Source organism: Scytonema hankhaensis NUACC26 (genome assembly GCF_045865695.1).
Lineage (GTDB): Bacteria > Cyanobacteriota > Cyanobacteriia > Cyanobacteriales > Nostocaceae > Scytonema.
Genome location: NZ_BAACAP010000181.1, coordinates 19,239 through 40,002, shown reverse-complemented (window position 1 = coordinate 40,002; position 20,764 = coordinate 19,239). Strand labels below are relative to the sequence as shown.

Below are 20,764 nucleotides of genomic sequence, written 5' to 3'. Positions count from 1 at the left end.
GATAAATGAACCACACTATGCTCTTAGATACATAAACCACACAATGCTCTGCTCTTGTGGAACGGGCGTCCTCGCCCGTGTATTTGAGAGATAGAGCGAGAGCAAAAACCCAAGGATGCTATCTTGTGGAACGGGCGTCCTCGCCCACCCGACTCTGTGTTTTTACCCCACCCTAGCCCTCCCCCATGGATTGGGGAGGGATTATTGATACTTGAAGATCGCTGACCAATCCCGTGCGTCCTTCAAATAATACAGGTAAGCTTTCACCACTGATATCATATAAAATCAGATGGTCGCCGCTTGCTACCAAAGCGTACTGTTCGCGAGGGTTTCGGCATTCGGGTGCAGACAAAGGGCTTGGATACTTTGCCCAAACAAAGGTACAATCTCGCGCTTCTCGCCCGTGAATAAATTCCAGAGTAACACTTCCCGATCTGTAGACAGCAAGCTTAAGCGATCGGAGGTAAAGCAAAGCCCTTCTCCGTTCAATTACCGTTAACGTGCTATTCGTTAACCTGATGTTAGCGCATCAAACAATTGGTGCTAAAACATTTTACTCGCTCGCACCAGAACTTATTTGTTTATGCAGACAATAATTTGTCAAGAAGGACACTAATCTGTCAACGCGGACAAAAATTTGGCAAATGAGAAAAAACGAGCGTGGAGGGATTTGAACCCCCGGCCAACAGGACCGGAACCTGTTGCTCTATCCACTGAGCTACACGCCCACGATTTTTCTTAATATAGCATTTTTATGTTAACTGTGTAGGTAATTTAAGATTGTTAAAAGGTTTGTAGTTACGCTGTCTTCGTATGCACCGCAACTACAAACCCGTGTTATAGGAAATTTATGGGGTTAACAGGCGTACCATTTTTTCTCACTTCAAAGTGGAGGTGGGGACCAGTGGATAATCCCGTAGAACCCACAGCAGCGATCGCTTGTCCTCGCTCTACTGTTTGTCCTTCGGAAACAAACAACTCGCTGCTATGACCGTAAAGAGTTGTAATACCTTTGCCGTGGTTAATAATAACCGCCCTACCATAACCACCATACCATCCAGCAAAAATTACCGTTCCCGAATCGGCAGCACGAATGGTACTACCATAACTAGCAGCAAAATCTAACCCAGCATGAAAGCGACGATACCCAAGCACCGGGTGCATCCGCCATCCGAAAGGACTGCTTGTAGGAGCATTACTGGGATAAGCAAAAATACCAGTTCCACGAATAATTACGCTATTACGGCTGTTTGTTTTCAACCTCTCCTCTTCTTCTGCAACCTTTTGCTGAATTAAGGATTCCAACGCCTGAGAATCCCTTTCCATCTGAGTTTCTGCTGCTAATAGAGCTAAGCGATCGCTGTTCAAACGTTGTATCAAGTCTCCCTGCAACTGCGCCTGTGTTTGATAATCAGCTTTTTGGGCATACAATTGCTGGCGAATCAAGTTTATTTCATTTCTTTGCTCTTCTACCTGTGTTTTTTGAGCGTTCAGCCGATTTGCTTGTTTCGTTAGTTTAGCCAAAACTTGGCGATCGGCTTGATAAACTAACTTCAACTGACGGCGACGATCTAAAAAATCATTCAAGTTATGACTTTGCAGCAAAACTCCCCAACCCTGGCTCATACGGTTCCGTTGGAGAAAGCGCAAACGAGCAACAGTTGCTTCTTGACGTTGTTGATAAGAAACTTCAGCTGTTGCTAGAGCCGCTTGTAATTGCTGTAGCCGTTGCATCGCCTTTTGCAATCGAAATTCACTGTCTTGAATTTGAACGTCAGTTGTTTGCAGGTTTTGTTCTAAACCGTTGAGACGATTTTGTGCTGCTTCTTGCAAATTATTCAAGCGTTGGCGTTCTTGAGTAAAGCTTTGGCGCTGTTGGTCAACCATTTGTTGCTGTTGGCGCAACGTATTAATTGTATTATTTGCTTCTGTAGTAGCCGCATCACTTTGTACTGGAATAAATATCAAGCTAATGCATAAAATGCAAAAAACTGCAAGAATAAATATAAATTGACCGATATGCTCCTCCCAACCTCCCTTAGAAAGCAGGGGAGAAGGAGGATATTTCTGGTGTTTTTTGGGAAATGGCACTCTCATGCTGTTGACCGAGCCACAAAATGGCTGCAAACATCAGGTGTATTGTTCCCAAAATATTGCCCAACCTCTCATATCATGTTCGGTTAAACTCTTCTAATACAAATAACTCTTTCCCTAGCAAAGAGACTACGGTGTACACATAAATCGAATTTACCCCACCCTAACCCTCCACGCGTGAAAGGGGAGGGAACTGGAAATCCGATTTCTTCTCTTTCCAAGTGGGTAAAATTTGGATATCATGAGTAATTAGCCAAATATGAGATCGCCAGCGATCTCGGTCAATTTTTCGATACAAGTAGACTATCTCTCTGACACTTTGGAACCAACTCGAAACCAAACTGATACAATCGTTTTCCAGACAGCAAGAAAAATTATGGATACAACCGTGCTGCGTCAACAACCAATCGCGTAACAGCGCCAGTAAATAAATGACAATACCGTATCAAATTGTACTAGATACTAACGTACTTCTTGCTGGTTTACGCTCTAATCGTGGCGCATCATACAAACTGTTAACACTACTCAACGATACTCGTTGGCAGTTAAATATTTCTATTGCCTTAATCTTCGAGTACGAAGAAATCCTTAAACGAGAAAAAGACCTATTAACATTAACCTCGAAAGAGATCGATAATGTGATAGAAGCTATTTGTGCCATTGCTAACCAATGTAGTATTTTTTATCTATGGAGACCCTTAGCACGAGATCCCGATGATGATTTTCTTATCGATTTAGCCGTTGAAGCAAAAGCCGACTTTATCATCACATACAATCAAAAAGATTTACAATCAGTAGAAAAATTTGGTATTAGAGTCGTATCACCTAAAGAATTTTTACAACACGTAGGAGAGATACCATGAGCAACTTAAACGTACAAATTCCTGATTCTTTATATAAACAAATAGAGACTTTAGCTACTAAAGAAAACATATCACTTGAACAACTTGTAGCCATTGCCTTATCTGCACAAGTTTCAGCATGGATGACCAAAGATTATATAGAAGAAAAAGCCAAACGCGGTAGTTGGGACAAATTTCAGCAAGTTTTAAATAAAGTTCCTGATGTAGAGCCAGAGGATTACGACAAAATATGAGTGTTACAGCTTATTTTAGCGCTCGCGGTCTTTCCGATTAACGATCGCAATTGAAAACAAAGTACTTGCCACAGCTACACCAATACTGTTCAGCAGTACTGTCAGAGTGCGGGGATGCAATCTACAAGGCTGGATTCACCACTTACGTGGGTTTTAAAACCTTGATTCTTTAATAGTTAGATTTTTAAAACACCCTATAAAGCGGTATAATTAGAATATTGAAGATAACCAATCAATTTCTATGACCAATCAAACACTTAATGTTACTGGATTAACTCCAGAACAAATTGAGCAAATCAAAGCAATAATCGAGGCATTTCACGCTAAAAATCAATTAATTCGTAATCAGAATAGTAAAGAAGAACAATCAAGTTACAGCAATCATGATGAAGATGTTAATATGAACGATTTATTTTTTGCTAGTGAAATTTTAGTACCTTTTGACCGCAGTACGCTCTATGGACAAAGAACCTAAACAAATTTATATTGACACTAATGTTTTAGCTTATATTGTTAATATCAAAGCGCCGCAGCATAGAACGGCATTAGAAATATTTAGACCTAGCGAAAGAGAAATATTGTGTATATCATCTCAAGTTTTGGCTGAATTTTATTCTTATGTTACTAATCCATCAATTTTAGCCAATCCTTTAGGGTCTCAAGACGCAGTTACTCGCATTAATAGAATTTGTCAAATGCCACATATAAGAATATTACCAACACCAAGTAGCATACACAAAAGATGGATGAAATTATTAGAATAAAGACAAGTTAAAAATGGTCAAATTTTTGATTTGATTCATATCGCTATTATGTTAGAAAACACAGGTACTAATCCGTTTGAAACCTGGATGTTAGCAAATGGCTATTCTCAGGAGATTATCGACCAAATTTATGAAGTCATTGACAGCTGGCTTGTCAAGAACGGATTACGTTTTCCCACATACCCTAGCGATCCCAATTTAAACTAAGTCTACTGTTGTATCAAGACCCCCCCTAGCCCCCCTTAAAAAGGGGGGAAAGTGAGCATTAGGGGAAGCACTGCTTGATTTTACAAGTCTTGCTGACCACGTTTTCCCATGGTTCATTTTCGTAATCCTCCTAAAGCTTATATGTTTTTTTAAGCATCGTGCAAAGCTTTAACCGATCAATTCTTTCACCAAGGCTGGAAACGCGGCGAACGCACTGTAGAATTCTCTTCCGTCAGGCGTAGGGGTGGGATAGGAGCTAAACTTCGCCACCACCAGTTGTGCTCTTGGATGAATGTATAGATGCTGTCCGCCGTAGCCCAAGGCATAGTACGCCTGAGCATTGGGTGCTATCCACCACTGGTAATGGTAAGAATATCCTGCACTCATCGGATTGCCAGCAGGACCGCGTGCAAAGGCATCCGGATCGCCCCCTCGTTCGATGTCTGAGATTGCTGCCTCTGGTATAATCTGTTGACCGTTGAACTGCCCCTTTTGCAGGAGCATTTGCCCAAATCGTGCCATATCTCGCAGTGTTGTGATTAACCCCGATCCAGCAGTTTCGACGGCGGCGGAACCAACGATCCAAAACGCATCTCGTTCAACTCCCAACTTTGACCAAATTCGCTCTTGCATTACGTCCGCTAGGGATTGTTTCGACAACCGTTTGATTAGCCATGCCAATACATCTGTATTTGGGGTTTGATAAGTAAATCGAACGCCATGCTCTCCGTCCTTTTTCATTGTAGGCAGAAAGTCATAGCTGGTTTCAGGTTTGGTGTAATCTGCTGGCTTCGATCGCCAACCCATCGCAATGCCATACTCCCAGTTCTCCGTCACCGTATCTGTTCTTGCATCAGAGTAAGTGACAGCCGTCGTCATATCCATTACCTGTCGTATCGTCGCATCACCAAAACCACTGTGCTGCAACTCTGGTAAGTAAGTAGCAACAACCTCATCCAGGCTAAACAAACCTTCGTGCGCCAGCAGTGCTGCGATTGTCCCTGTCATGGATTTGCTGCCAGATGCCCAAGCATGTAGTGTATGCGACTGCATTCCATTCAAATAACGCTCATAGATAACTTTTCCCTAATGCAACACGATAATGCCATCTGTATAGCTCAGGTCGATCGCGTCTTCAAAGGTGAAGGAATCTCCTGCAACATTTTGATAGGTAACATCACGGAGATCGCGCAGCGCATACTCCAGATCGCTAACAGGCTGGTTGCCTCGCCACACCTCGGCGACACAGTTCAGTTTCAGTAAATTCTGAAAGCTCCAGCGCGTGTAGGGAGCGAAGAGCTGATTTTCGTGAGTGACTAGTTTATCGGGTGCGGGTGGGAATCCAACCATGAGACCGAGTTCAGTAGCCGTTTGAAAATTGGGTGATGTAGACATTTGATTTCTCCCTTCGCCATCGTGTTAGATCGTTTCCTGCTTGGCTGCTCGGTATCGTATTGCTTGCGCTACTACAAAGCTATCTTCAAAATAACTAATAACGGGTAATTAAGCTCCATTCGTCCCATGCGGCTTTCGCCACTTTTGCGATGACTTCTTCGCGGATCGCATTGGTTGCCTGAGAATCTGAAACAAAAACTGCGATCGCTAGATGTCGTCCATTCGGCAGTGTCACGAGTCCCACATCATTGGTTGCAGCCGTCACACCATTGACGGTAGCCGAAGTACCTGTTTTGTGCGCTACAACTGTTTCCTTCGGCAACAGTCCCTTAATACGGTTCGGACCTGTTGAAGTTTCTATCATCCATTGCCGCAATAAGGCTTGACTAGATTTTGAAAGCCCTTGCCCTTTATGGAAAGCACGTAATAAATTAACGGCTGCATCCGGCGTTGCATAGTTACGATACTGCAATCCTGGATCTTGTCCGAACTGGATCTCGTTCTCTGTATTCGCTACAACAATGTCATTTACGCCAAGATTGCGTAAATACTCCGTGACACGCTGTGGTTTACCGATGAGTCGTAACAGCACATCACAAGCCGTACTATCACTTTCAGAAACCATGTACTTTATGAGTTCAGCCAGACTGAATTCCTTTCCTTGCGAATTCTTCTCTAGAATTTGACTGTTCCGAACGATATCCCTAGCCTCAACCCGAATCTTCTGGTCTAACTTTAGGTTTCCTTTGTCTACTTGAGCCAAAACCGCCATCGCGATTGGAAACTTGTAAACGCTTTGCATGGGAAATCGCCGATCTCCATTTAGAGATATTGACTCTCCAGTTTCTAGTACTGTGGCTGTCATCCCCACCCGCCCTTGAGCCGCAAGGGAGATTTGTTCAATGCGATCGCCTAATTTGTTACTGCGATCGATGTTGGTGATTGTAACTGCGCTCGGCGCACTTGTTTGACTGTTTGCAGTATCTTCTCTGTTACTAGAATTAATACCCGTGCAACTAACACTCAGTAGAACAGCCAGTAGAAACAAGCAAAATGTGTAAAGCCAAGCTTTTTTCACCACTTGAAACATATCCCTTGAATTAGAATCGCGAACCGCTAGAGCTACACTCGCGACTTGCTCAATTTCGGAATTCTTCTGAGAAAGCGATCGTTTCAGCCAACTAAATAGAAAGATCCTCGTCCTTTAAGTCACTCACAAACATATGTCCGGGTGCATGAGTCATAGCGAATTCCGGCTTAGCTTGAAGAATTGCAGCTTGAGTTGTGACTCCACAAGCCCAAAAAACAGGAACTTCATCATCGCGAAGAGTCACCGCATTCCCATAATCACTAAAGTTATGAAATCCGAACTGTACTAAAATGACAGCGTATATGCTATCATAACGGCATGGCTATTAAAATTGTAGTTGACACCACCGTTTTAATCAGTGCGCTTATTAGCTCTACAGGTTCTAGTAGAGAACTAATTCGACGCTGCTTAAAAGGCGAATATCAACCTTTGATGGGAACCGCTTTATTTTCTGAGTATGAGTCAGTCATTGGGCGAGAAGAAATTCTTGCCCAATGTCCTTTAACTAGTGTAGAAATTTCTGCTTTACTCGCATCATTTTTGAGTGTGAGTGAGTGGATTTCTATTTACTACCTATGGCGACCTAATTTAAAAGACGAGGCTGACAACCACTTAATTGAATTAGCGGTTGCTGGTAATGCTCAAATTATTGCCACTCATAATATTAAGGATTTCCAAAATTCACAATTGTTATTTCCAAATTTATCAATATTAAAACCAGAAGAAATTATCAGGAGTTGAATTAAGAATGGCTACTTTAACTATTCGTTTACCAGACGAAAAACACAACAGGTTAAAAGAACTTGCTCAAGCCAAAGGAATAAGTATCAATAAACTGATTGAAGAATTATCGACCTTAGCTCTAGCGGAATTTGATGCCTACACCAGATTTAAAGCAATGGCTGCAACTGGCAATCCAGAAGAAGGCTTAAAAATCTTAGCGAAACTTGATACTTTGTTGAGCGACCAAAATCAGTAAATAGCTTTATTATGTCCTTTCTTCCGCACCAAACCCACCATCTCCTGGCGTCTCGATCGCAAAGACAGTGACAGATTTAAGATTCTACCGTTTGAATCATTTTGATTTTACATGTCTTGCTGACCTCGAAGCTTGGCTAGCAGGCGATCGTAAACTTTATGACTCTAAATAGAACACTCGTAGTCATCGAATACCTTAAGCTATGACATTGATCGAATATCTAGAACGTGGTGATTGGCGTGGAGTTCTCCGCCGGAGTTTTGAGGGGCGATAAGCTGGGTAGAGCTTGCGCTTCGCGAACGTTTTATTACAAACGGATCGATTTGGTCCAACCTCTAGCGCTGTCGATGATGTCAAAAGTTGGTTGACCAATGGTGGTGTGAGTCGCGTTCAACTTCAACTTGACCGGGAGATGAAAGGGCGTCGTTCACTATTCTCCCTTTCAAAATGAACAAACGTACAGTTAAGGCGATTTTTTAACGTTTTCTTGCAGATTTGCTGAATAACTGCATAAGTTGATATGGCTTGCATCTATATATTAGGTTGGCAGTTTAAAATTCTCAATTTTGTTATCTATCTAAAGGAATAATTTTTCAATTTTTTACTCTTTGTTCGTAGATTTTGATAATTAGTTATGCGAAAATGACTTCGATTACAACAGAAATGACTCATGTCATCAAGTTGGTGCAAGTCATTAAACTTAACACCAGTTTTAGATATCAATCAAAAAATTAAATGTCGGTTGGGCAAGTTTTTGAACTGCATAACCATATAACTATTTTTAGCTGATTGACCTGCACCTACTTAGAGGTGTTAGTACTCTTGTAGTGCGATCGCCATTTTCGTAAGGTGCGTTAACGAAGTGTAATGCACTACATAACTACCTAAGCTACGACTAACCCCTTTACCTTCGAGGTAATTATGACTCGTAACCTCTATGCACTTCTCGTTGGCATTGACGAATACGTTGCTCCCGTCTCTCCGTTAAAGGGTTGTGTCAACGACATCCTTGGAATTAAAGCTTATCTGGAAAAGCGAGTGGCGAACGATGATTATCAACTCCACCTTCACACCCTGCTCAACGAAAAAGCGACTCGTCAATCCGTTATTGATGGCTTCCGCCACCACCTGGGCCAAGCGGGGAGTGAGGATGTTGCTTTATTTTACTTTGCTGGACATGGCGGACAGCAAGACTCCCCTGAAGCCTTTTGGGTACTGTAAATAGAAATGAGTCATGGGGCAACATCAACAAACGATTGAAATATCTAAAAGAAAAATGTAAAAATCTACAAGGACTTCAGCTAATAAGTCAAACAAACTTTGATTTGATTGTAAAAATAATATCGAAAATGAAAGAAGTCAATAGTGTTCGTCTCCCTGTCGATCCAAGAACTAACAATACTGCTGTAACAACTTCCAATATAAACATGGTAAACACTGATACTGCAAATTATAATTGGTGTCATCAATCAACAATTACCTCTCCACGTATGCTAATGGTGAAGGCAAAAACTCATTCCAGCAAGCGTGGATGCTGACTTAAGTGGAATGGCGCGAAGAAAAGGCAGAGGGTAGAAGGAGACGCAAGACAAAAGAAATAAGGTATGGCTAGAAAACTTGTAAGCAGGGGTTTCAATAACATTTGTAGTATGAATTTTCAGCTTTGCCCTTGAGTTACACTTTTTGACTTGAGGCTGTCACAAAAATAAATATTAGGAATTGAAAATACAGCACATTGGACTCTGGATTGTACTTTTTTTGAAGATACTTGTCGCATTCGTTCTTTTCACAACCCTCGCAATTATTTTTCTCTCCTCCGACGTTTTGCTCTCAATCAACTATGAACAAACTTACAAGCGTAGTCTACTAGTAGTCCATCACATAGTAGATGATCGCGGACTTTATGACTCTAAATAAAAAGATCCTCGTCTTTTAAGTCACTCACAAACATATGTCCGGGTGCATGAGTAATGGCGAATTCAGGCTTGGCTTGAAGAATTGCAGTTTGAGTTGTGACTCCACAAGCCCAAAAAACAGGAACTTCATTATCGCGAAGAGTAACCATATCCCCGTAATCTGGACTCCCCAAATCTTCAATCCCTATTCCCCCTGGGTTTCCAATATGCACGGGAGATCCGTGTGCTTTGTAATAGCGACTCGTGACTTCTACAGAGCGAACGATGTGATGTGCGGGTAAGGGACGCATGGAAACAACTAAGGGGCTGGAAAAGGTTCGGCTAGAAACACATTTAATATTTGTCTTATACATCGGAACATTTTTCCCTTCTTCTATATGTCGCACGGGTAACCCAGCATTAAGCATGGCATTCTCGAAAGAAAAAGAGCAACCAATTAAAAAGGCAACTAAATCGTCTCTCCAAAATGGTCTAATATCCGTTGTTTCCTCAACAAGCTGACCCTGACGAAAAATTCTATAGCGTGGCAAATCTGTTCTAATATCAGCACCAGGAGCAATCAGTTTAGGTTCGGGATCTCCGACTTCTGTAACATCAAGAATTGGACAAGGCTTGGGGTTTCGCTGACAAAACAGCAGAAATTCAAATGCTAAATCGTATGGCAATACAACTAGGTTAGCTTGAACGTATCCTAGAGCAAGACCGGGCGTAGGAGCCTTTAACTCACCAGTTCGACATTGTTGACGGATTTCGGAAGGAAGTGTAGACATTGACATCATTTATCTCCAATACGAAGTACAAATTTATCTGCGTTCGTCTGCTACAGGCTGCGGTTCTATAAATTTTTTCTGATGCAATACAGGACAAGATTTTTGAATGTTGGGTTTCGTTCCTCAACCCAACCTACTTTTCACACAAGGTTAAGAAGAGGGTAGAGCACCAAACCCACCACCTCCTGGCGTCTCGATCGCAAAAACATCACCGGGTTGCATTTGAACTTCAGCTTTACTACCCAAAGATTCAACCGTCCCATCACAACGCACCACCGAATTACATCCAACCGCCCCCGATTCACCACCCGCTAACCCAAACGGCGGAACCACTCGATGACCTGACAAAATTGCTGCTGTCATCGCTTCTTGAAAATGAATCCGGCGAATTACCCCATTACCACCTCTATATTTACCATAACCGCCACTATTAGAACGAATTGCAAACTCTTCAACTAAAACTGGAAACCGCCACTCTAGCACCTCCGGATCGGTCAACCGCGAGTTCGTCATATGCGTCTGAACCGCATCAGTTCCATCAAAATCCGCACCAGCCCCAGAACCACCACAAATCGTTTCGTAATACTGGTGTTGCTCGTTGCCAAAGGTAAAATTATTCATTGTGCCTTGAGACGCTGCCATTATACCCAAAGCACCATATAATACATTGGCGAGCGCTTGTGACGTTTCTACATTACCCGCAACAACAGCAGCCGGATAGCGCGGATTGAGCAGACAGCCTTCTGGAATAATCATCTCCAATGGCTTGAGACAACCAGCATTGAGCGGAATATCATCCTCAACCAGCGTCCGAAACACATAGAGCACAACCGCTTTGCAAATTGCCAATGGTGCATTCAAATTGGTGGATTGCTGGGGTGAAGTACCCGTGAAATCAACGCGAGCGGAACGGTTATGGCGAGCGATTGTAATCTTGACACAAATAATACTGTTATCATCCATTTTGTACGTGAAAATACTATCTTTAAGCACATCAATTGCCCGTCGCACCGCTTCTTCTGCATTATCTTGAACGTGCTGCATATAGGCTTCCACAGTTGCCAATCCGTAATGCTCGACCATGCGGTGGAGTTCTTGTACGCCTCGCTCATTGGCAGCAATCTGTGCTTGGAGATCGGCTAAATTTTGGTTGGGATTGCGGACTGGATAATCCCCTGCTCTCAACAATTCTAGTATCTTTGTTTCTTGAAAACGCCCCTGGTCAACAATTTGCACGTTATCTAGTAAAATACCTTCTTGGTCAATTGAAGTACTGTGGGGTGGCATTGAACCGGGTGTAATACCGCCAATGTCAGCATGGTGTCCCCGCGAAGCAACATAGAACAGTGGAACGGTAGAGTCAGGGACAAAAACCGGAGTAATAACAGTTACATCTGGCAAATGCGTCCCTCCGTTATAAGGATTGTTGGACACGTAAGCATCTCCGGGCTTCAGGGTATTGCCTTTGGCTTGAATTAAACTGTTCACGCTTTCGCTCATGGAACCCAAATGCACTGGAATATGGGGTGCATTGGCAACGAGTTGTCCTTGTCGATCAAAAATGGCGCAGGAGAAATCGAGCCGTTCTTTGATATTGACTGAGTAACTGGTGTTTTGCAATGTAATGCCCATTTCCTCGGCAATCGCCCGTACCAAATTGTTGAAAATTTCCAAGAGAACGGGGTCGGGAGTCGAGGAGGGAGGAGCAATAACAGATGGATTTGATTCTATTTCATCCTTTAACTTTGGGCTGTCATCCTTTCTCAAAATCAGGTGATTTTGTTGAGTTAATTGTGCATACCATCCTGGCTCGATGACATTTGTTCCTGTGGGTTCAATAATTAGGGCGGCTCCGGTAATGCGATCGCCTGGTCTCAAATCGTGGCGTTGATAAACAGGTGTATCGTGCCAATTGCCTTTGGTATAGATCTTAACAGTATCAATTGGTTCGAGCGGTGCTGTTCTGCTAGATACAACAGTTGGCTCTTTAATCTCGCCACTTTGTCCGATCGCTTCCACTGAAGCTGCTTCAACAATCAGTGCTTTATCGGGCATCGTGAAGCCGTAGCGTTGATGGTAAGCTTGCTCAAAGCGTTCTCGTAGAATAGTACAACGAGCCTCGTCAGGTAAAACTTCCTCCGAAGTGCCAAAATCCACAACCAATGCAGAATCTGTGCCTGCATAGCGTAAATGGACTTTGAGAAGAACTTGAATTTGAGAGCGCTCGATACCCTGTTGCATCATGTCAGCATACCCTTCTGCGGAGAGTGCGCTCAGCGTTTGAGCTAAAGCAGGCATTGCGTCATGAGTTAATTGAACTTCCACCGCCTTTTCTTTGAGCGATCGCACATCCGCTAAGCCAATGCCATAAGCAGAAAGGACTCCAGCGTAGGGATGAATGAAAATTGAAGTCATACCCAGAGCTTCAGCAATTAGACAAGCGTGTTGTCCGCCCGCACCGCCAAAACAGCATAGCGTATATTCCGTGACATCATAGCCTCGTTGAATAGAGATTTTCTTAATAGCAGTAGCCATTTTGTCGATCGCGATGGCTATAAATCCCTCAGCGACTTGTTCCGCTTGGCGCTGACTTCCCGTCTTTTCAAAAATCTCTGTAGCCAATTGAGCAAAGAGGTTCCGTACAATCTCAGTGTCTAGTGGCAAGTTTCCCTCAACGCCAAACACAGTAGGAAAGAACGGGGCTTGAAGTTTACCCACCATCACATTGCAGTCAGTCACTGTTAAGGGACCACCCCGGCGGTAGCAAGCGGGACCCGGATCTGCACCCGCCGACTCAGGACCGACTCGGTAACGATAACCGTCAAAGTTAAGAATCGATCCACCTCCGGCTGCTACTGTATGAATTGACATCATCGGTGCGCGTAACCGTACTCCTGCAACTTCCGTTTCAAAAGTGCGCTCGTACTCTCCGTCAAAGTGTGAAACATCAGTAGATGTCCCACCCATGTCAAATCCAATAATTTGATGAAAACCCGCCATTGCACTGGTTTTTACCGCTCCAACAATGCCACCAGCAGGTCCTGATAAAATGCTGTCTTTGCCTTGAAATCTGTCAGCTTCAATCAATCCTCCATTGGACTGCATGAACATCAAACGCGGAGATAAAGAAGGAATCGTTGTGTTATCATCTTTTCCTAGTTCTGCTGCTACCTGGTTTACATATCGTCGTAAAATCGGGGATAAGTAGGCATCTACAACAGTGGTATCGCCTCGGCTCACAAGCTTCATGAGGGGGCTGACTTTGTGAGAAACTGAGATTTGGGTAAAACCAATATCATTCGCTAATGCAGCAACTTGTTGTTCGTGGTTGGGGTAACGATAGCCGTGCAGAAATGCGATCGCACAAGACCGAATGCCATCATCGTATGCCGATTGGAGCGATTGAATCAGAGCTTCGTTAATCTGAACGGGAATTAATTCTTCTCCTCTAGCAGTGTATCGTTCTTCGATCTCAATGACCCGCTCGTACAGCATTTCGGGAAGTACAATGTGACGAGCAAAAATGTTTGGACGATTTTGATAGCCAATACGTAGAGCATCTCGAAATCCTTTAGTTATCAGCAAAAGAGTGCGATCGCCCTTACGCTCCAACAGTGCATTCGTTGCCACCGTCGTTCCCATCTTGACTGCTGCAATTTGTTCTGTCGGAATGGGTGCATCTGATGGAATTCCTAAAATCTCCCGGATACCTTGAATTGCAGCATCGTTGTAGCGTTCTCGATTTTCAGACAAGAGTTTATGAACGACGATTTCGCCATCTGGGCGTTGCGCCACAATGTCAGTAAACGTACCGCCGCGATCGATCCAAAATTGCCAACCAGACTTCTCGGAATTAGCGATTGGCGAGTTCTTTACGCGATCGAGATTCATCCTTACTTCCCTCCATTGTTGCAAAGCCCGACTATGCTCTACTTTATACAGTAAAATATCTTATATAGTAAAATATGCCATAGCATAATATGCTGAAACATATAGTTTCAGATTGCCTATGGACTTTCAACATCTGAATCATCTTGAAGTGCGGCAAATCTACAATTTCATCGCAGTGGTGCAGGCTGGAAACAACTTCACTGAGGCAGCAAAGCGTCTGGGAATTCATCAGCCTAACCTTACCCAAAGTATTCAAGCATTAGAAAAATCGTTGAGTGCCGTATCAAAAACATCAGATATAAAACTGTTCGAGCGCACCAAACGTCCCATCGAATTAACTGAAGCAGGTAAGGCTTTCTTCAAAGAAGTACAGTTAGCTCTCATGCACCTCGAGCGAGCGATCGCACAAGTACAACAAGCAAGTCTTGGTCAAATTGGACGTTTAATCCTTGGTCTCAACAATGCTGTCGCAAACAGTATTCTACCCGAAGTGTTACAAGAGTTTCAGAAGCAATTTCCCAATGTGGAACTAGAATTGCGCGAAGTCAGAATTCAACAAGAGATTCAGATGCTCAAGAATTGTGAATTAGATGTGGTGTTTCAACGCTCCCCCAGTTTTGATAGGAATGACCCAGATTTAGAATCTCAGATCCTTCTCAATGAATACTTTGTTGTTGCATTACCAACCAATCATGCTCTGGCTAAGCAAAAGAATACCGAGATTTCTCTGAAAGCATTAGCAAACGAGACGATTATCTTGCCTCCAATTGATGTATTACCTTTCTACGGAGAAGTCATTACCTTATGCAGAAAAATAGGTTTTGAGCCTAAAATTGCGTCTAATATTAGAGTCACTGGAGTTGTTGTACTTTTGAGTTTAGTGGTATCAGGAAAAGGTATATCAATTCTCCCCAACCACGTTCAAATTCTTCACCGCGAAGGTGTCATCTATAAAGTGCTGAAAGATGCAACACTGACTCGACAAATTGCTGCTGTTTGGCGAAAGAAAAATTCATCAATGGTATTACCCAATTTTCTCAAGGTGATTGAGGAGATTATATACCTGCGCGATGCTTGGTGAGAACCATCATGTCCAAGCTTGCACCAACTAAGGGAGCATCCGTTTTGGCACAGCCTTGCCTAATTGTGTTCAATTGTAAAAGAGTCAAAGGAGGCAGAGGGCAAGAGTTAGCTATAGAAGGTTAGGGCAAAGTCACTCTAGGCTGAATCTACAAGCAGGAATTCATTCTTGTTTCTGGTCTAGAAGTTGGTCAACTTTGTTTTCAATAGACATTAATCTTCTCAAAATGGTTGGGCGATCGTCATCTAGAGAAGCTAACAATCTAACAATCCCTTGATTAAGAGTTGTTAATTGCTCAATTGCTCGATCGATACGACCAATGTTTTCCTCTAACCGTCCCACTGCTAGCCTGAGTTCTACTCTTTCGTCAGTTGCTGCTTGAATAGCTTTGGCGTTGGAGGCAATCAGTTGCTTAAGTTCTTCATCGGTCATAGTGTATCTTAATTCTTAAATTTCCTTTAGAGTATAAAATTATAGCACCAATTTGCTTGCAACTGCCATCTCTTTGTGTTTAGCAGGGCTGTTGTATGTACGCAAGTTATTTTCAATTCAAGGAAAAAACTGTCCGCAAGAGGAAACGGAAACACTGCTTATTTTTATTTGTTTAAAGTAAATATTTAAGTCATACAAGGCTATAACTCAATGTAATTTTAACAAGACTTGCTTTATCTGGTAGACTATCAATTTGAAAAGTGTGTCAACAACGGACACGAGCACCTTAAGGAAATTTTAATGAAACGCGATTCCATTTACTATCAGATTTTTAAGCGCTCTCCTAGATTACTTTTTGAACTAGTGAATGAACCTCCTGAAGAAGCACAGAATTATCGATTTGAGTCTGTGGAAGTGAAGGAAACTGCCTTTCGCATTGATGGAGTGTTTTTACCTCCTGTGGGTGCAAAATCTAAAATTGTCTTTTTTGCAGAAGTCCAATTTCAAAAAGACGAAGCTCTTTACTATCGATTCTTTACTGAGTCAATGATGTACTTGAATCGGAATCGGTTTCAGTACGATGACTGGTGCTGTGTAGTCATTTTTCCATCACGCTCTTTGGAACCAAGCGATCGAAAAACGCATCGAATATTTCTTAACAGCGACCAAGTACAGCAAATTTATTTAGATGAGTTAGGCGAGCCAAACCAGCAGCCAGTAGGTATCAACTTGATGCAGTTGACGATTGCATCGGATGAGGAGATGGCAGAGCAAGCGCGTCGGTTAATTGAGCGAGTACAATTAGAAGAAACAGACATACTGCCGAAAATCGAAATCATAGATATTATTACCACAATCGCCGTTTACAAATTTTCTTCATTGAGTAGAGAGGAAGTAGAAGCTATGCTAGGACTGACTTTGGAGCAGACAAGAGTTTATCAGGAAGCGAAAGCTGAAGGTCGCGTGGAAGGTCGCGTGGAAGGTCGCGTGGAAGGTCGCGTGGAAGGTCGTGAAGAAGGTCGCGTGGAAGGTCGCGAAGAACAGAAAGCAGAAATGTTAAGAGTTACTGTGCCTCTGTTACTCAAAATGGGAATGAGTGTGGAGCAGATTGCTCAAGAGCTGAAAGTCGATCTAGAAGCTGTCCGCTTAGCTGCACAGCAGAGTGCTTAAATAACACGGGAGTCAAGTTTAAGCTCCATTGCCTTTTAAATAACAACAGCGTAGCCGATTTGAAGTTTTAGCGCTACGCTGTTTTCATGTTCTGCAAAAAATTTAAAAGGAAAAAAACGTCCGCAAAATTCATAATTTTTATTTGTTTAAAGTAAATATTTAAGTCATACAAGGCTATAACTCAATGTAATTTTAACAAGACTAGCTCTATCTGGTAGACTATCAGTTTGAAAAGTGTGTCAACAACGGACACGAGCACCTCAAGGATATTTTGATGAAACGCGATTCCATTTACTACCAAATTTTTATGCGCTCTCCTGGATTACTTTTTGAGCTAGTTAATGAAGCTCCTGAAGAAGCACAGAATTATCGATTTGAGTCTGTTACTTAAAATGGGAATGAGCGTAGAGCAGATTGCTCAAGAGCTGAAAGTCGATCTAGAAGCTGTCCGCTTAGCGGCACAGCAGAACACCTAAATAACGTAAGTATTAGGTTTAAGTTGTTTAATTAAACAACAGCATAGCCGATAAGATCCAATCCCACCCAACGATAAGAAATTCTTGAGAAAATGAGCAGGCTGGGAGTTAGGATCTTTTTTAGATGCCTAATATTCGCAAATATCATCACAACAGCCATGCCTCAGTCCGACCGTTCTGCCTTACAAGCCCGAAATAGACTAGTGTTTATGTTTGTGGTGCTTTGTATCCTAGATGTCGCACTGGTCATTGTTGCGAAGGATCGGTGGTCAATGGGACGCATCTTGCTGACAATTTTGGTGATGTATTTTGTTCTTCAAGGTCGCAAATGGGCAAAATACTTCCTGATGGGTATTTTGAGTTTGTTGGTTGTCGCTCTAATTGCGATGGTTGTGGCACTGAGTTCCAAGCTATCCGCCTTTCTCATCGTTGGCAGTTGGATTATGGTCGTTCTCTGTGCCATTACTACGGTTTATATGGCTACGAACAAAGATTTAAATCGTTATTTTTCTTGCAGAAGGCAAGCGTATTCTCAATAGTTTCTATTGTCTAGAATAAAAACACATTTGAATGTCAGAATTATGCGATCGCTACGCTATTTTTAGAGTAATCTAGGGTACTGTTAACTTGTAAGAAGGTGTTAATTTCTCTGCTAGTGTCGATCGCATCAATCAAGTTTTGACGAATTCGTAAAGCTTCTTCCTGCGATGCACCAGCTTCCAAGCTCTGAGTTGCAACGGTTCCTGCAAGGGTATCTCGAATTGTATCAACGTTTTCTAGATTAGCCAAACCCAAACCTAAGTCTTCTAAGGTGACTCCTAAAGTATCGAGTGGGAAAAAAAGTCGTTCAAAGTTTTGCTGAGTTAAATTCTCACCAAATTGCACCAAACGATTTCTAAAATCTCCTTCTTCTCTTTGCAAAAATGTTGCCGCATCGTTGTTGCTGTTTCCCGTCCCTGCTTGCAATTGGGTGAGCAACAAATCTTTCCCAGTGAAGCTGGTTTCCAAGTTTAAGCGGGTGCGACTGAAGAAAGTGACATTGGGATTATCTGCATCAGCTTGAGTACCTGCGTTAACAGCAAAAATGGCTTGACCAGTGAGCTTTGTTGTGGTCGAAAACTAGTTAGCTTGTAGTTCTGCTGTCTTAGCTTCTAAGGTATCTACTCGACCCCGCAAGGTAGTTAACTCTACAGCAAACTCCTCTTGCAAGCGTTGCAGTATTGCTAGGTCTTCTTTAGATACCTTATCTGCAAGCCCTGCCGCAATCAACTGATTTACTCGGTCTAAAGCTGCATTCAATCCGGCGGCAAATTCGTAGCGAGTCATGGCTCTATTACCTCGGAAAGTACCATCTAAGTAGCCCGCTATTACGCCGTAGCGTTCTACTAAAGATTGCAAAGCTTGGAAAGCCCAATCTGTTGGTTGCACATCTGATAGTTGGGATACTGAGTTTACCTTATTACCTACTTCAGTAGCGTTGCTAGGTGCAACTACTCCCTCTTCTGCTGAAACTTTAGGTATCTGGGTAATGATATTGAGAACAATCAAACTATTAACAATGCATGAATTGGTATAGTTCATTTTTTATTCAAAAGACAAAATTATTGGAATTATTTAATGCTGTTACTAATACGTTGTCGAGCAACATGAAGGGTGCTGCTCTGAACAAGTTGCTTGCTGTCCCGTCTGGATCGATTTGAACGAGCGCAAGACTCGAACTTGCTTGTTTGAAGCTTAAGACACCATCAGCGATCGCATTCGAGCCTTTATAGCCTAAATTTTTGAGTAAATCGGTGAGAACAATTTTGTCACTGCCAACTGTAAAGTCAGTAATGCGATCGCCAGCGTCTGTTATAGCATTGCAAGCAAAATAGTCGTTACCTGTGCCTCCAGTGAGGATATCATTTCCCTGTCCGCCAACAATCCAGTCGTTACCATCTCCACCTTGGAGGGTGTCACCACCAGCAAAACCGTAGAGGCGATCGTCACCTGCTCCCCCATTTAGGGTATTGTTGGTAGAATTTCCATTGATAGTGTTGTTGAGTTCGTTACCTGTGCCGTTCAGTGCAGCAGTACCTTCAAGTAGGTTGAGATTTTCTAGGTTTGCAGCGAGGGTGTAGTTGATAGCAGCGTTAACTATATCAATGCCTTCGTTGAGGTTCTCAGTGACTATATCGCCCGCAGTGTCTACATTGTAGGTATCGCTGCCTTGTCCACCAATCAACTCATCGTTGCCATCTCTACCGTGAAGTTCATCATTGCCTGCTTTACCATCTAAAGTATTATCTACATTGTTCAATACCTTCGCCAATTTACGAGGGTTCAACTTCTGTAGAAAGGGGATGAATACGACCCAAGGAGGTAAGCTTGGCAAAAATTTGGGCGAATATTATAGGCTCTGGTTTTACGGGCAGCATTTTTAACATTTCCCAGACATATTGAAAACCACGATAGAAAGCCTTGAGGTCAACAATTCCAGAACCAGGATGACAGGAGCGAAATTGAGCTAACAGACAGTAGGATAAGTTGACCATAAACAATGCTCATGTTAGCAGCATTAGTCACAGCAATTTGGGTTAAGTTCATAAAATCCTCCAATCCCCAAAACTGTTTGGCATCCCGGAAGTTAAATACTAGAGTGAAAGCGGAGACTATAGTAGTCTATGATTTTGTTATAATCCAAATTTAGCTCGCTAGAAAAAAATTTATCCAACCCATAAGTTTCTTGACCCGCTTTTGTCACAATTACTTCATCTCCTGCTCACAAATAAATATCATTTTGACTCCACAAATGTTGCCGAAAAAAAGCCCAAAACAGCATTGACCACGGTAGCACTGTCGCCAAAAATCTGCAGAGACTTCGGTAACTCCCGCCTTGAACCGTCCAACGAGAAATACCTAACATCGTTAAGAGTCCTGTCATCGCAAGCATTGCTTGCACGATCTGGTTCAATTGACGCACTGTTTTTGACTTGACATGAGGTTGTAGGCATTGTAAAAGTGCTAGAATTTCTAACATGGGCTAAAGTTGCTTTCTGAGTTGTCGTTGTGGTAAACAACAACTCTACTACTATTGCCCTCTTCTTTTTTCAGGTTTTCTCACTTCACCTAGAACACCGATTCAGTCACAAGCGCTCGTCAGGTAAGTGCGATCGCTTAGCCGCAAGCCGTACCCAACTTATCGCCCCAACAGGTGGTTGATAGCAAATTGTCTCGACCCCCTTCACCCAGCTATGTGATTTTCATTCTCTTCAACTTACCTTTGCTTTTGGATTCGTTCATACAACTATTACTTACCAACTTTTTTGACTGGGCTGACTGACTTACCTTACGATCGCCTGTTACTGAATCGATGTTCTAGTACTAGACTTCTTAGATTCTTTAACTTCACTTCTCTACCACC

23 protein-coding genes, 1 tRNA gene and 3 pseudogenes are annotated in these 20,764 nt (G+C 42.6%); 14 read left to right on the top strand and 13 right to left on the bottom strand.

Annotated features, from left to right (window positions below):
• Window positions 1-172: 172 nt before the first annotated feature.
• From ACKTT2_RS17305 to ACKTT2_RS17295, 3 genes are all read right to left on the bottom strand, one after another.
• Window positions 173-472: a hypothetical protein gene (locus ACKTT2_RS17305; protein WP_407889061.1), complete on the bottom strand. Its 300-nt coding sequence runs from the start codon at window positions 470-472 to the stop codon at window positions 173-175.
• A gap of 183 nt (window positions 473-655) precedes the next feature.
• Window positions 656-728: transfer RNA gene (locus ACKTT2_RS17300), tRNA-Arg, on the bottom strand.
• 109 nt (window positions 729-837) lie between these two features.
• Window positions 838-2,097 carry a murein hydrolase activator EnvC family protein gene (locus tag ACKTT2_RS17295; protein WP_407889059.1) on the bottom strand — a complete coding sequence of 420 codons (1,260 nt, stop codon included), beginning with the start codon at window positions 2,095-2,097 and terminating at the stop codon, window positions 838-840.
• A 428-nt stretch (window positions 2,098-2,525) separates the two neighbouring features.
• On the opposite strand from ACKTT2_RS17295, the gene ACKTT2_RS17290 reads away from it, so the two are divergent.
• The 5 genes from ACKTT2_RS17290 to ACKTT2_RS17270 all read left to right on the top strand — a co-directional run bounded on the left by ACKTT2_RS17290 (window position 2,526) and on the right by ACKTT2_RS17270 (window position 4,161).
• Complete coding sequence (locus ACKTT2_RS17290; RefSeq protein ID WP_407889057.1) at window positions 2,526-2,957, top strand: putative toxin-antitoxin system toxin component, PIN family; 432 nt, start codon at window positions 2,526-2,528, stop codon at window positions 2,955-2,957.
• Window positions 2,954-3,190 (top strand): hypothetical protein, encoded by a 237-nt coding sequence (locus ACKTT2_RS17285; protein ID WP_407889055.1) that lies wholly within the window; start codon window positions 2,954-2,956, stop codon window positions 3,188-3,190. Before ACKTT2_RS17290 ends, ACKTT2_RS17285 begins: the two co-directional genes overlap by 4 nt.
• Window positions 3,191-3,431: 241 nt before the next feature.
• Window positions 3,432-3,665 carry a hypothetical protein gene (locus ACKTT2_RS17280; protein ID WP_407889053.1) on the top strand — a complete coding sequence of 78 codons (234 nt, stop codon included), beginning with the start codon at window positions 3,432-3,434 and terminating at the stop codon, window positions 3,663-3,665.
• Complete coding sequence (locus ACKTT2_RS17275; protein ID WP_407889051.1) at window positions 3,649-3,954, top strand: type II toxin-antitoxin system VapC family toxin; 306 nt, start codon at window positions 3,649-3,651, stop codon at window positions 3,952-3,954. Before ACKTT2_RS17280 ends, ACKTT2_RS17275 begins: the two co-directional genes overlap by 17 nt.
• A 48-nt stretch (window positions 3,955-4,002) precedes the next feature.
• The gene (locus tag ACKTT2_RS17270) at window positions 4,003-4,161 is read left to right on the top strand and encodes a hypothetical protein (protein ID WP_407889049.1); all 159 of its coding nucleotides are present in this window, start codon (window positions 4,003-4,005) and stop codon (window positions 4,159-4,161) included.
• A 168-nt stretch (window positions 4,162-4,329) separates the two neighbouring features.
• Here the strand turns inward: ACKTT2_RS17270 and ACKTT2_RS17265 are convergent, their stop codons facing one another.
• The 4 genes from ACKTT2_RS17265 to ACKTT2_RS17250 form a co-directional block, all read right to left on the bottom strand.
• On the bottom strand, window positions 4,330-5,238 hold the full coding sequence (locus ACKTT2_RS17265) for a serine hydrolase domain-containing protein (RefSeq protein ID WP_407889085.1): 909 nt from the start codon (window positions 5,236-5,238) through the stop codon (window positions 4,330-4,332).
• A gap of 9 nt (window positions 5,239-5,247) precedes the next feature.
• On the bottom strand, window positions 5,248-5,556 hold the full coding sequence (locus tag ACKTT2_RS17260) for a hypothetical protein (RefSeq protein ID WP_407889047.1): 309 nt from the start codon (window positions 5,554-5,556) through the stop codon (window positions 5,248-5,250).
• 94 nt (window positions 5,557-5,650) lie between these two features.
• Window positions 5,651-6,646 carry a class A beta-lactamase, subclass A2 gene (gene bla / locus ACKTT2_RS17255; protein WP_407889045.1) on the bottom strand — a complete coding sequence of 332 codons (996 nt, stop codon included), beginning with the start codon at window positions 6,644-6,646 and terminating at the stop codon, window positions 5,651-5,653.
• A 91-nt stretch (window positions 6,647-6,737) separates the two neighbouring features.
• The gene (locus ACKTT2_RS17250; RefSeq protein ID WP_407889083.1) at window positions 6,738-6,938 is read right to left on the bottom strand and encodes a D-glutamate cyclase family protein; all 201 of its coding nucleotides are present in this window, start codon (window positions 6,936-6,938) and stop codon (window positions 6,738-6,740) included.
• A gap of 26 nt (window positions 6,939-6,964) precedes the next feature.
• Between ACKTT2_RS17250 and ACKTT2_RS17245 the strand changes: the two genes are divergently transcribed.
• The 4 genes from ACKTT2_RS17245 (at window position 6,965) to ACKTT2_RS17230 (ending at window position 9,163) form a co-directional block, all read left to right on the top strand.
• Window positions 6,965-7,387 (top strand): putative toxin-antitoxin system toxin component, PIN family, encoded by a 423-nt coding sequence (locus ACKTT2_RS17245; RefSeq protein ID WP_407889043.1) that lies wholly within the window; start codon window positions 6,965-6,967, stop codon window positions 7,385-7,387.
• A 7-nt stretch (window positions 7,388-7,394) separates the two neighbouring features.
• Entirely contained in the window at window positions 7,395-7,625 is a 231-nt protein-coding gene (locus ACKTT2_RS17240; protein WP_407889041.1) for a toxin-antitoxin system HicB family antitoxin, read from the top strand.
• A 921-nt stretch (window positions 7,626-8,546) separates the two neighbouring features.
• Window positions 8,547-8,846 carry a caspase family protein gene (locus ACKTT2_RS17235; RefSeq protein WP_407889039.1) on the top strand — a complete coding sequence of 100 codons (300 nt, stop codon included), beginning with the start codon at window positions 8,547-8,549 and terminating at the stop codon, window positions 8,844-8,846.
• A gap of 128 nt (window positions 8,847-8,974) precedes the next feature.
• Window positions 8,975-9,163: a hypothetical protein gene (locus ACKTT2_RS17230; protein ID WP_407889037.1), complete on the top strand. Its 189-nt coding sequence runs from the start codon at window positions 8,975-8,977 to the stop codon at window positions 9,161-9,163.
• Window positions 9,164-9,534: 371 nt separating this feature from the next.
• On the opposite strand, the gene ACKTT2_RS17225 is transcribed toward ACKTT2_RS17230, so the two are convergent.
• Together ACKTT2_RS17225 and ACKTT2_RS17220 are read right to left on the bottom strand one after the other, a co-directional pair.
• A complete protein-coding gene (locus ACKTT2_RS17225) occupies window positions 9,535-10,317 on the bottom strand; it encodes a putative hydro-lyase (RefSeq protein ID WP_407889081.1) in 783 nt (260 codons plus the stop codon).
• A 144-nt stretch (window positions 10,318-10,461) separates the two neighbouring features.
• Window positions 10,462-14,202 carry a hydantoinase B/oxoprolinase family protein gene (locus tag ACKTT2_RS17220; RefSeq protein WP_407889035.1) on the bottom strand — a complete coding sequence of 1,247 codons (3,741 nt, stop codon included), beginning with the start codon at window positions 14,200-14,202 and terminating at the stop codon, window positions 10,462-10,464.
• Between the two features lie 118 nt (window positions 14,203-14,320).
• Between ACKTT2_RS17220 and ACKTT2_RS17215 the strand changes: the two genes are divergently transcribed.
• Complete coding sequence (locus ACKTT2_RS17215; RefSeq protein WP_407889033.1) at window positions 14,321-15,283, top strand: LysR family transcriptional regulator; 963 nt, start codon at window positions 14,321-14,323, stop codon at window positions 15,281-15,283.
• A 162-nt stretch (window positions 15,284-15,445) separates the two neighbouring features.
• Here the strand turns inward: ACKTT2_RS17215 and ACKTT2_RS17210 are convergent, their stop codons facing one another.
• Window positions 15,446-15,715, bottom strand: coding sequence for a hypothetical protein (locus tag ACKTT2_RS17210; protein WP_407889031.1), 270 nt, complete (start codon window positions 15,713-15,715; stop codon window positions 15,446-15,448).
• Between the two features lie 300 nt (window positions 15,716-16,015).
• On the opposite strand from ACKTT2_RS17210, the gene ACKTT2_RS17205 reads away from it, so the two are divergent.
• The 3 genes and pseudogenes from ACKTT2_RS17205 to ACKTT2_RS17195 all read left to right on the top strand — a co-directional run bounded on the left by ACKTT2_RS17205 (window position 16,016) and on the right by ACKTT2_RS17195 (window position 17,900).
• Complete coding sequence (locus tag ACKTT2_RS17205; protein ID WP_407889029.1) at window positions 16,016-16,885, top strand: Rpn family recombination-promoting nuclease/putative transposase; 870 nt, start codon at window positions 16,016-16,018, stop codon at window positions 16,883-16,885.
• A 274-nt stretch (window positions 16,886-17,159) separates the two neighbouring features.
• A pseudogene (locus ACKTT2_RS17200) lies at window positions 17,160-17,270 on the top strand (DUF2887 domain-containing protein); the annotation flags it as partial.
• A 249-nt stretch (window positions 17,271-17,519) separates the two neighbouring features.
• Window positions 17,520-17,900, top strand: a complete 381-nt coding sequence (locus ACKTT2_RS17195; RefSeq protein ID WP_407889027.1) for a hypothetical protein — start codon at window positions 17,520-17,522, stop codon at window positions 17,898-17,900.
• A gap of 397 nt (window positions 17,901-18,297) precedes the next feature.
• Here ACKTT2_RS17195 and ACKTT2_RS17190 read toward each other — a convergent pair.
• From ACKTT2_RS17190 to ACKTT2_RS17180, 3 genes and pseudogenes are all read right to left on the bottom strand, one after another.
• Window positions 18,298-18,942: pseudogene (locus ACKTT2_RS17190) on the bottom strand (iron uptake porin); the annotation flags it as partial.
• Between the two features lie 7 nt (window positions 18,943-18,949).
• Entirely contained in the window at window positions 18,950-19,660 is a 711-nt protein-coding gene (locus ACKTT2_RS17185; protein WP_407889025.1) for a calcium-binding protein, read from the bottom strand.
• Window positions 19,661-19,673: 13 nt separating this feature from the next.
• Window positions 19,674-20,380 (bottom strand): annotated as a pseudogene (locus ACKTT2_RS17180) (transposase).
• 29 nt (window positions 20,381-20,409) lie between these two features.
• Here ACKTT2_RS17180 and ACKTT2_RS17175 point away from each other — a divergent pair.
• Entirely contained in the window at window positions 20,410-20,562 is a 153-nt protein-coding gene (locus ACKTT2_RS17175) for a hypothetical protein (RefSeq protein ID WP_407883979.1), read from the top strand.
• Window positions 20,563-20,764 lie beyond the last annotated feature (202 nt).